The 11112-nt window shown below is 53.3% G+C and carries 9 protein-coding genes and 1 tRNA gene; 7 read left to right on the top strand and 3 right to left on the bottom strand.

Translation table 11 applies throughout. The features are described 5' to 3' along the window. Positions 1–231 precede the first annotated feature (231 nt). Together ACR0JI_RS21485 and ACR0JI_RS21480 are read left to right on the top strand one after the other, a co-directional pair. Complete coding sequence (locus ACR0JI_RS21485) at positions 232–690, top strand: hypothetical protein (RefSeq protein ID WP_480474019.1); 459 nt, start codon at positions 232–234, stop codon at positions 688–690. A gap of 190 nt (positions 691–880) precedes the next feature. After that, entirely contained in the window at positions 881–2641 is a 1761-nt protein-coding gene (locus ACR0JI_RS21480; RefSeq protein WP_170556818.1) for an adenylate/guanylate cyclase domain-containing protein, read from the top strand. Between the two features lie 345 nt (positions 2642–2986). Here ACR0JI_RS21480 and mauJ read toward each other — a convergent pair whose 3' ends face one another. Both mauJ and ACR0JI_RS21470 read right to left on the bottom strand, forming a co-directional pair. After that, positions 2987–4306: a methylamine utilization protein MauJ gene (gene mauJ / locus ACR0JI_RS21475; RefSeq protein WP_480496581.1), complete on the bottom strand. Its 1320-nt coding sequence runs from the start codon at positions 4304–4306 to the stop codon at positions 2987–2989. A 342-nt stretch (positions 4307–4648) separates the two neighbouring features. After that, the gene (locus ACR0JI_RS21470) at positions 4649–4903 is read right to left on the bottom strand and encodes a helix-turn-helix domain-containing protein (protein WP_480496582.1); all 255 of its coding nucleotides are present in this window, start codon (positions 4901–4903) and stop codon (positions 4649–4651) included. 128 nt (positions 4904–5031) lie between these two features. Between ACR0JI_RS21470 and ACR0JI_RS21465 the strand changes: the two genes are divergently transcribed. The 5 genes from ACR0JI_RS21465 to ACR0JI_RS21445 all read left to right on the top strand — a co-directional run bounded on the left by ACR0JI_RS21465 (position 5032) and on the right by ACR0JI_RS21445 (position 11065). After that, positions 5032–5493, top strand: a complete 462-nt coding sequence (locus tag ACR0JI_RS21465) for a hypothetical protein (protein WP_480496583.1) — start codon at positions 5032–5034, stop codon at positions 5491–5493. Between the two features lie 447 nt (positions 5494–5940). Beyond that, a complete protein-coding gene (locus ACR0JI_RS21460) occupies positions 5941–6153 on the top strand; it encodes a helix-turn-helix domain-containing protein (protein WP_480496584.1) in 213 nt (70 codons plus the stop codon). 167 nt (positions 6154–6320) lie between these two features. Further along, positions 6321–8000 carry a site-specific integrase gene (locus ACR0JI_RS21455; protein ID WP_480496586.1) on the top strand — a complete coding sequence of 560 codons (1680 nt, stop codon included), beginning with the start codon at positions 6321–6323 and terminating at the stop codon, positions 7998–8000. 169 nt (positions 8001–8169) lie between these two features. Beyond that, positions 8170–9042, top strand: a complete 873-nt coding sequence (locus ACR0JI_RS21450; RefSeq protein ID WP_480496589.1) for a tyrosine-type recombinase/integrase — start codon at positions 8170–8172, stop codon at positions 9040–9042. A gap of 382 nt (positions 9043–9424) precedes the next feature. Next, positions 9425–11065, top strand: a complete 1641-nt coding sequence (locus ACR0JI_RS21445) for a recombinase family protein (RefSeq protein ID WP_480496591.1) — start codon at positions 9425–9427, stop codon at positions 11063–11065. On the opposite strand, the gene ACR0JI_RS21440 is transcribed toward ACR0JI_RS21445, so the two are convergent. Further along, a tRNA-Met gene (locus ACR0JI_RS21440) sits at positions 11022–11098 on the bottom strand. The genes ACR0JI_RS21445 and ACR0JI_RS21440 overlap by 44 nt on opposite strands. Positions 11099–11112 lie beyond the last annotated feature (14 nt).

The raw sequence follows: 11112 nt of genomic DNA, 5'->3' as shown, positions 1-11112 counted from the left end.
TTCCTCCCTGAGAGATTTTCCAACGCGGGCCACGGTCGGCCCCAGTCCAAACCTTGCACTCTGGCCCGCATCAGAAAATCTTCATCAAAGCGGACCTTCATCACTAAGCTTTGCAATCTCTGAGATGCGGGACGAAGCTGACTTTTCAGGTCCGGCTATGCGTTCCTTTCCTAGCAATAAATTTCGTAGTCTCTATCATGCTGGTTTTGCCCCACTGTCGAAGGAAACAACATGTTGCGTTCAATGCTTATCCCCGCAGTTCTCTTTGCGCCTCATTGTCTGACTGCTGCAGAGAAAGTGTCGGCAACGAACTTCTATGTCGTCAACCAAGAGCAAATTTCCGCGGGCGAGGACGTGTTCTGGAAAGAGGACAACTATGGGACTTATACCGTTGACGAGGGACCAATCGATCCTGGTTTTGTCCGGTGCGTGGGCTCGGGTTTCGGCGGACCCAGCGGTGTCAGCGGCGGTGGCGTCTGTGTTTATGGTGAAGAAGAGGACACGTTCACCATGAGATGGGAGGTTGTTGCCTTCGGCGTCAACAACTGGCGGATTGTTTCCTCCACCGGCAAATATTCGGGGATGACTGGAAGTGGAACGACCAAAACACGTGTGGCGTCAAAACTCCTGGCGCTACCGCACCGTATTTCTGACTGGGAAGGCGAGGTTGCCTTGCCCGCTAGGGATTGAAACTCGAACTGAAATGGTCGGGGATGATGCTGATTTGAAAGGTTGGCAAAGCCCGCATTGGGCTTGTTGTCGCCTTTCGTTACTTTTCACATTAATGACCGGTGGCAGCCCGAAGCGGACATTCTCGAAAGTTGGCACACTACTGCCGAACTTGATAGATTCGAAAAAAGGTTGCTATTGGGAAATGCGCATGACACGCCGACTTGCCGCCATACTTGCCGCCGATATGGTCGGCTACTCACGGCTTATGGCGGCTAACGAGGCGGGAACACTTGCTCGTCTCAAAGACCTACGACGGGACATCATCAATCCAAGTATCGAAAGTGCCGGAGGTGAGATTATCAAGCTTACCGGTGATGGCCTGTTTGCACTTTTTAGCTCGGTCGTTTCTGCCGTTGAGGCCGCAGCGACGCTCCAGAAGGCGCTGCACGCCGCCGAAGCCGAGAGCCCCACCGAAAGCCGGATCAGCTTCCGAATAGGGTTGCACATTGGAGACGTAATCTTGGACGAGGGCGACATTTATGGCGAGGGTGTTAATCTTGCCGCAAGACTCGAAGGCATCGCTGACCCAGGCGGTGTCATACTGTCTGACGACGCATGCCGGCAGGTTCGAGGCAAAATCGAACACGACATCATAGACCTTGGCGAAGTAGCGCTCAAAAACATCTCCGAGCCAGTTCGCGCCTACAAATTGGCGATGGAGGGCAAATCAGATTCCACGCAAAACCAATCTCAACCCACTGACAAACCCTCCATCGCTGTCTTGCCCTTCCAGAACATGTCCAATGATCCAGAACAGGAATACTTCTGTGACGGCGTTTCCGAAGACATCATCACAGAGCTCTCGCGCTTTCCCGAGCTTTTCGTCATCGCCCGCAACTCCTCATTTTCGTTCAGGGGTCGCCCCGTCACCCATATAGATATCGCTCGAGAACTCGGTGTTCGCTACATGCTAGAGGGTAGCCTCCGTCGAGCCCAAAACCGCGTACGCATTACTGCCCAACTCATCGACTGCACAAATGGAGCCCATGTTTGGGCCGAGCGCTACGACCGCACGCTAGACGACATCTTCGCGTTACAGGATGAGATTACACGCAGCGTGGTCGGCGCCATCGCCCCCCAGATATCCATTGCCGAAATAGATCGCGCGTCTGTGGCTCGAGATATCGACTTCAACTCCTACGACCTCTCGCTACGTGCAATGGCGATCTTCTACGCGGGAGGCTTCTACTCTCAGGATAAGTTCGATGAGGTCATATCGGTCTCTGATCGCGCCATTGATCTCGACCCGCGCAACGTCCAGGCCCATTGGATCAAAGCGTTTGCCTACCTGATGCGTTATCTATACCAGTTCGATGAGGACCCCACCGAAAACCTGGGCCTAGCTGATAAAAGCGTTGAACCTCTGTTTCTTGGTGGTCAACTCGACCCGCGCGCCTTATGCGTTCGCGGTATGGTTCGTCATTTCCGTGGAGATTTTGACGGGGCCAACGCCGACTTCAGTTTGGGCTTCACACTGAACCCGAACTTTGCCCGGAACATCTTCTTCATGGCCTGGCATGAATCTTTGGTCGGCCGAACCACACAGGCGCGCGAACATGCCCACCTTGCCCTCCAGCTTTCCCCACGCGACACTGACCTCTGGGTAGGAGACGCCTATCTGGCGCTCGCCCAAGCTGCCTTCGCCGACGCTGATTTTGAAGACGCAATGCGTTGGGGTGAGCACGCCATTCAGATGACGCCGCGTGCGCCGATCCGCCGGGCTCTTATGATCGCCAGTGCCGCCCACCTCGGGCGCGCCGAAGCAGGCCTGCCACATGAGCAGGCGCTGGCGGATTTCGCCCCAGCGTTCCTAGACAGCATTGTCTCCGGAGCTTTGATCCTCTTCCGTCTACCCGAACACAATGCGCTTTTGGTCGAAGGCTTGAAGAAAGCTGGTGTTAAGCCGTAGAGTTGGTCAGGATGCCAAAGCTCGAAACTATCGCAGACAAATCGTGCCAAGGGCCAATCCAATTTTAGCGCAATGTCCTCGAAAGGTTCTAAGCAATCGCTCATTGCTTCAATCGGCGACGACTGTTTCCAGCCCAAAGCGGACACACATCCATAGTTGAGCCTAGCAAAAAATGGACATCCAAGTGCCAGACAGCGCCGACAGGAAGGCCACAGAGCTGCCATCCGCTGCAGGTGCAGTGTTGATCATGTCGAATGGCGGCAAAGCGCAAGAAGCTGTCGTCGTTGCCAAAAGAATAATGAATCCCAGTCCCAACGCTTGGAGAGAGACTACCAGGCCGAGTCATTATTGCTTCCTTAATTCGGTACGACTCTTCTCAATCTTCCTCCAAAACTCGGCATCCTTTTCGATCTGCGAGTAGTCGGGTATCACATTGAGCGGTATAAATTCGTCCTTGCGAGCTATCAACTCGCTTGTCTCGTAGTCGACAATTCGCAACTGCCCATTGCCGTAGTAGGCAGCAAGAAACTCGAGTGTTTCCGCCTTGTGCCGTGCATAGATCGGGCTGTCGTCGTCGGGCACGCCATACACTCCATCGTGGATTTCGAATTCGAGGCGTTCGTCTGCAAAGTTGAGATAGAACTTGATCCGAAGGCGACCGTCTTCGCGTTCGAATTCCATTCGAACTTTGTTGCCTTCTTGTGCAATATTGACGGGCTTGAGGTTCTCAAAAACTTCGAATGGACCCTTTCCATGAAGTTGAAATGAGATTGCCGGGATATCAACATTGGTGCCTGCAGGAACTGCGTTCCCTGCGAGGATGTCGTCCACCAACTTCTGTCCGAAAATCCTTTTGAATCCAGCTAACTCATAGAGGTGTTCTCGATAGACGGTTCTCGCTGTTTGAACGCCCAAAAACTCTTCAATAGCTAGTTCGGCCAGTTCTTCGACCAAAGGTCGCTCTTTGTAGAGTCGACTGGTGTCCGAAGGATTGTCGGGATCTATGATTGAGCTGCCGCTCGCATGAGCGATGGCGCACCGACCCGAAATATATAGGTGTTGAGGAATATCAGTGACGCCAGCCGTTGCAAGATCGTTTAGAGCGTCCTTACCTCGGCCATTGGATAAACGCTTCACCGCTTGCGGGATCCATTTTGGAATTGCTTGGCCCCGCCCAACTGCAACCTCCAGCACGCGATAAAACGACAGAAACGAATAAGCGACGTGGCTTAACCCACGTCCCTCTCGCATCAACGCGAGTGCAAGTTGTGCTTTTGCGTCTGTGACTTCTGGCAAGTATCGAAGGTCAATCTCCTCACGTATCGAAAAGCCATGTTTCTTTTCGCGTTTGAACGCGAAAGGGTAACTTCCTCCCCCAAATGAAACTACGGTTGCTCCGCCCCTTTCCAACCAAGATAAGACGCTTAGAAAACGGAGAATTCTCTCCTTAGTGGCATTGTCGCTGTCAGCGTTGCGAACCGCAATTCCAGGGTAAGCATCTGATGTGATCGGGATAATCCAATACTCATCACCCAAATACACAATACGTTGCACGCGAACCGGCCAAGCCGTAGCTGGGTCAATATATGCAACTGTCCAGGGCCCTGGTTGGTCCAGAGGTTCTATCAATGCGTCTTTGTATTCGAGTATTTCGAGACCAAACATCCAACAAATCGAGCTATTTAAGGTAAATCCCTTCTGGCATCTTCTGTACGTGATCTCAACTAATTGAAACACGATCAAACGCGATACGTGTGATCGCCACCTAGAAGTCCACTTTCTGGATTTCTGGGCCAGCGGTGTGCCGCGCAGAATCATGCCTTTTGGGCTCAGAGCTGCCGAATGCACGCGTAGCATTTAGATAGTACCGCAATGACCAATCAGGGCTCGTCTGCCCAAGATCCTTTAAGGCGTGAAGGTCCGCTTTCAGGAATCGGCCTTGAGTTTGCAAAGTCCGGATTCTGCGCAAACCCCATCTATGCGACATGTCAGTCAGCGGCTGTCTTGTCACCGCAAACTGACAGGAGCCATGTCAGAAACCGCCGAGGTGATAGCCGAAACGTTGGCATTCAGAGCCTTCAATATGACAATCGTTTCTACGATGTCTAACCGGCGTTCTGCCAATTCATATTTTCCAACATAAGATGGAGGCTTGCCCAGCAACTTCGCTAAACCAGCCTGCGATAGGCCAGCTACCTGCCTGAGCCTGATAAGTTCACTCAGCAGAAACTGATAAGCCTCTGATCTTACGGCACCCGCCACTGCTCATGACCTTTAACGTGTGGACACAAGCAGCTACCCCTGTTATGGGATTAACCCCAAATTGGGGGTATTGCGCGACTACCCCGCTGCAACTTCATGCAGAACTGGGATGGAGAGGAGATTCATACATGCAGATTTCAGTTCAGAAACGGCAACCTCCCGTTGACCGTTCAGCTTTGTATGGTGATTACGCCGGAGATATTCTGAGCACCCCTTACGGTGAGGAACTGCTACGTGATCGAGCGGCATATATGTTCATCACCGGCCACTTTCCTTCGCATCTGCGACCGAAGACAAATGGTTTTCTTCGGCAGATCAGCCACATGTATCGCCGACCTACAAGCCTTGATGGTCGCTTCGGGCATCGTAAACTCAAAGATGATGCGATCCGTGTACTCAGGCTCAATGAGCATGACATGGTGAAAGCCGTTCGGGCAAAGATTCGGGATGGTTACTTCATCCAAAAAAGCCGAGGACTTGGCACCCGGAATGGTTTCACAAAGGTCTTTATGTTTGCGGTGGAAGATGGGGCCGCGGTTGATCCGATCACGGTAACCTTACAGGGCGCGATAAAGTCGGGCTGGAATTAAACCGGTTTTCAACGGTAACGCGTCAGGCTGGTTTTGAATATGTTACGAGAGTGTTAGCGCACGGGTGGGGAATTTCTATAAATGCCCAACGCAGGTAAACTGCGGCCACTTTTAACCCACCAGCCCTAGTTGCTGGGCCGCAATCATTGGGATTGAACAGGGCGGCTCTTCGTCCTCGACGCACTCGATGGCAATGATCCTGACCTCTTTTGAGGTCAGTGTTTTGCTATGTGGAGTGCTCTCCCAAGCCAAACATCACGATCATTGCCTCGTGCGGTTCTTTCAGAAGGACCACTGCTTTGGCGTGCTCGTCTACCAATCCCAAGGGCAATCTGCCCGATCTCACTCTCCCCAAATCCCTAATCGACTTAGTGCACCTGCTGGCCCGCGAGGCTGCGCGGTCGGATTTCGCATCACGTTGCAACGGTTGCAACGCGGAGGTGGATCATGGTTGATCTGCCGATTTCAGAGGATGCCGCCTATCTAAGCGTACGCGATGTCGCCGCGTTGTTTCGCATCAGCACCAAAACCGTTCGCCGCTGGATCAAATCCGGCAAACTGCCTGCAACTCGGTTGGGTCGCGATTGGCGCATCGCCCGTAGTGAACTGCATGCCCTTGCCATGCAACGCGGCAATCAGGCTGCGGCGCATGTTCTCTAACTTACTCACAATATTCACCTTTTTCAGCATTCGGGGAAACGGGTACAGAAACTTCGGGCTGAAATTCACACCCTTGATTTCCCGAATGTCCGCAAGAGGGCCGCCATGGGTCTGCCTGTCCTCCAATGTCCCCCTTTGTCCTTATCTCAAAACCGAAGAGGTTTATCGTGGTAGATCACCAAGACATCCAACCCCCAGCGACTTTGGCCGAAGTGTTAGACGCGCTAAAGGCCAACCCAGACCCTGACAAGAAGCGTCAGCAGTCCAAGCTATCCGCGATCTCACGCATCAGCGCATACTTGAACCGACCGCCGTCGGACATCCCGACAGACATCCCGCAGCTACGCAAGCTACTGGCATCGTTGCATCCCGCAGCCTGTGGTGTGAAGCCTAAAACCCTCAGCACCACCATAAGCGATTTGGCAAGCGCGTTGCGGGTGGTCGGCGTCTTGCAAGACGTGGAAGCCAAGTCTGCCCCGACACCGGAGTGGGACACATTTCTCAAGGCCGTAAAGTCCAGCCATCAGGTTTGGGGCTTGATACGTTTTGCACGTTATTGCAGTGCCCGGTCGATCCAACCGGCAGAGGTCAACAGCGAAGTGGTTCAGGCATTTCAGGCAGCCCTCGACGCTGTGTTGCTGAAGAACGAGCCCATCAATTATGTCCGGTCAATGATCGACACGTGGAACCATGTGATCGGCAGATACGATCTCAATCTTCCTCGGTTGTCGCGTCTGCCGTCTGATCGGTACGTGGCCCGCCCGCTGACGGATTACCCGGAAAGCCTGCAAGCAGAGATCAAGGCCTATATCGACCGTTTGGCGCAACGCGATATCTTCAGCGATGACGGGCCTGACAAACCGCTGCGCGAGACCAGCCTGCGCAATACCCAAGCGCATCTGCGTCAAATGCTGGACACATTGGTCACTACTGGTCGCAAACCGGAAGACTTCACCAGCCTTTCTGTATTGGTCACACCAGACAATCTCAAAACTGCCTTCCGGGCGATGATGGACCGACATGGGAGCAATTGTTTGCCGTCCGGGCTGAGCAATATAGCTGCAACCTGTATCGCCATTGCACGGCACCACCTGAACGCGCCGGAAGACGTCATCAAGGCACTCAAAGCCATTCACAAACGGGTCGCTACAACCCCGCGCGGTATGAGCAACAAAAACGCAGAACGCCTCGCGCAGTTCAACGATTGGGAGAACGTGGCCCTGTTGCTAAGTCTGCCAGATACACTGATGTCACGTGCGAATGACAGTCCGACCCGGCGCGACGACGCTTTGGCGGCGATGCACGCTGCGGCACTGACCATCCTCTTGAGTTGTCCCATGCGTGTCAAAAACCTCGCCGGGCTTGATCTGGACAAGCATCTGATCGTCACCCGTTCAGGAACACATACTTTGTATTCCATTCGCGTCGAAGGGATCGAGGTAAAGAACGGCGAACCAATTGAAGTTAAATTGAACGCCCGCAGTTCCAAATTGCTGCATCGCTACATCATGCAGTTCCGACCGCAGGTGTCGCTGGCGGATGGACGAGCTTTGTTCCCACGCAACAACGACGGAAGGCCAAGAGCGCCCAGCAATTTTGGTGGCGAACTCACCCAGCGTATCTTACGCGAGACTGGATTGAAGGTGCACCCTCATCTGTTCCGGCACATTGCTGCCAAGCTGTACCTCGAGGAGCGCCCCGGTGATTTCGAAACGGTGCGCCGCCTGCTCAAACACAAACGGCTCCAGACCACGATGGACTTCTACGCATCGCTCAGCAACCAATGGGCACATGACCACTACGACGAGGTGGTTCTTTCCAAATGGAAAGGCAAGCCTGATGACTAAGACGACCCCTCTTGTTCTTCCTCACAAAGATTGGCCCCAGGCGGATAGAGCCGCCTGGAAAGCCTTGTTCGCAACTGGCGACATATTCGACGGAACGGGTCCATGCGTTTATTGGTCTGACGGCAGTCGTAATAAGAGACGCCAGAGTTATGGATACTGGTTGTCATGGATGGCACGGCTTCAGCCAACGCTCTTGGAACACCGACCAACGGACCGCATCACCAAAGATGAAGTGCGTGCTTTTTTGGAAGAGGCCGAGACACGCGTCGGCGCTGTCACACTCAAAAACCTGGTAAGTGACCTGTACGTCCTCGCGGTAGCCATGCACCCATCCGGCGATTGGGACTGGTTAAACCGTCTTTTCAATCGCTTAAGTCATCGTGCAGATCGAAAAAGCTTGCAAAAAGCCGTCCCAATTTCAGCGGATGAGATTTTGGGCAGATGTCTCGAATGGTTGAAAGATATCGAGAACGATCCTTCGCTCAGCGACTTAAAGCGCGCAATCCGTTTCCGCCAAGCATTGATGATCGCCTTTCTCGTTTCGCGCCCTGTGCGTCGGCGCGCCTTGTTGGCGATGACAGCAGATCAGCATCTGCGCAATACCAAAGAAGGTTTCGAAGTGGTTTTCTCAGCTGAGGATATGAAAGACAAGAAGGCCCGTTGGTTTCCTCTTCCCAAGGCCTTGGTCAATCCCATGGTGACGTATCTGGATATGCATCGAGCAACTCTGCTTGGGCCCAAAAAATCCAATGCGCTCTGGATCAATCAGTATGGCGATCCGATTGCCCCGGATGGTCTCTCACGAGAGTTACCCAAAGTGACACAACGTCTGCTAGGCGTCGAACTCCGACCCCATAAGTTTCGGCACATAGCGGCTACCACGATTGCCGAGACAGACCCAGAGCACGTGGGCATCATCCGGGACATCCTGGGACATGCAACTCTGGATATGGCCGAGAAGCACTATAACCGCGCCTCCGGCCTATCCGCCTGCGATGCATACCAGAGTGTCGTCATTCAACTCCAAAAATCTCGACGTTGATATGTATCGGTTCTTTGATGAGGAGGCATGGCGGGCGTCGGAATGAACACAAGGATCAAATGATCCTTGGAGATCCATTGTTCGATTGTCAGAAAGAAAGAAACACCTAGGAAGAAACTTCCATCGGGTCTCTCCGACGCCCGGAACCAGCTTGTCTTATTTGGCGCTTACCATCAACACCTAAATCACTGATCTTGTTACATATCTAGCCTTCTCAAAGTGACCAATCTAATTGCAACTGTTGCAACAGAAAGTAAGGCTGCGCAGAGAACAGCAGCGAACGACCATTGCAACAAGTTGCAATCGAAAGTGGAAGACACTGTCCAATCCATGCCTATAATGGGATGGGCCAACTAGTTTCTCAGTCCGAAAGGCCCGACACATGCGCGCCGCCATCTACGCCCGTTACTCCACCGATCTTCAAAGCGACGCCTCCATCGAGGACCAACATCGGCTGTGTCTACGCCTAATCAATGGCAACAAGTGGAAAGAGGCGGAGACCTATACCGACCGGGGTCTGAGCGGTGCGTCGCATCTGCGCCCCGGCTACCAGCGTCTATTAGAAGATGCGCGATGTAATCTGTTTGATGTCGTTGTAGCCGAAGGCCTCGACCGGATCAGCCGCGACCAAGAACATATCGCCGCCTTCTTTAAACAGATGCGATTTCAGGGCATCCCAATTGTCACAGTGGCGGAAGGGGAGATTTCCGAACTGCATATCGGCCTCAAGGGGACCATGAGCAGTCTGTTCCTGAAGGACCTGGCTCAAAAGACCCATCGCGGACTAGAGGGGCGTGTGCGCAAAGGCAAGTCAGCCGGTGGGATCACCTACGGCTACGACGTCGTACGTAATTTCAACCCAGGCGGACAGATGTCCACTGGCGAACGAGCCATCAATGAAGAGCAAGCTGCCATTGTTCGCCGCGTGTTTGAGGATTACGCGAATGGTAGCAGTCCTCGAGCCATTGCAGGAGCATTGAACAACGAGGGTGTTTCTGGCCCTCGGATTGCAGGCTGGGGCGCGTCCACAATCTACGGGAACTGGCGGAGGGGCACCGGCATTCTTAATAACGAACTCTACATTGGTCGTCTCGTCTGGAACCGCCAACGCTTTGTAAAAGACCCCAAAACCGGTAAGCGACAAGCGCGACCAAACCCTCCCGAAGAATGGGTCATTGAAGACGTACCTAATCTTCGCATTATCTCCGACAACCTGTGGTCCCAAGTCAAAGACCGTCAAACAGCCACCCGAAGTGCTGTCATCAGCAGCGGTGTCAACCGCCCGGAACGCGCACACCGCGCCAAACATCTGTTCTCTGGGCTCTTGAAGTGCGGCGATTGCGACGGGGGCTACACCATTGTTGGAAAATCTCATTTTGGTTGCGCCAACTCTCGCAACAAAGGCACCTGCAACAACCGACTGACCATCAAGCGGGAAGATTTGGAAACCCGTGTGCTCACCGGCCTCAAGGACCAACTGCTGCATCCGGACCTCATCTCCGAGTTTGTGTCAGCGTACCAAAAAGAGTTCAATCGTCTGACTGCCGAGATATCCAAGTGCAAAGCCAAAACCGAACAAGAACTGGCCAAGATCACCAATCAAATCAGCAAGATTATTGATGCGATTACAGAAGGGATGTTCCATCCCAGTTTGAAGGCGAAGATGGACGATCTCGAAGCCCGCAAAGAAGAGTTGGAAGCAGAATTATCCGCTTCGTCTCAGGAGCGACCCGTTCTTTTACATCCCGGTCTCGCTGGCATCTATAAAGAAAAGGTGGAGGACTTGAGCGATGCGTTGAACAACCCCGCGACGAAGACTGAAGCGACATCCATCATTCGAGGATTGTTGTCCGAGATTCGACTGCTGCCCAATGACGGACAGCTTACCATAGAACTCGTTGGGGAGTTGGCTGGTCTTTTGGCTCTTAGTACACAGCAGAACGCCCGCAGCGTTGGCGCTACGGGCGGTTCTGTGACGCTGGTTGCGGGAGTAGGATTTGAACCTACGACCTTCAGGTTATGAGCCTGACGAGCTACCGGGCTGCTCCATCCCGCGACACTTTTGATGAC

It is taken from the genome of Ruegeria sp. N10 (genome assembly GCF_056531545.1).
The sequence above is the reverse complement of the archived record's forward strand: the minus strand, read 5'-3'. Positions and strand labels throughout refer to the sequence as shown.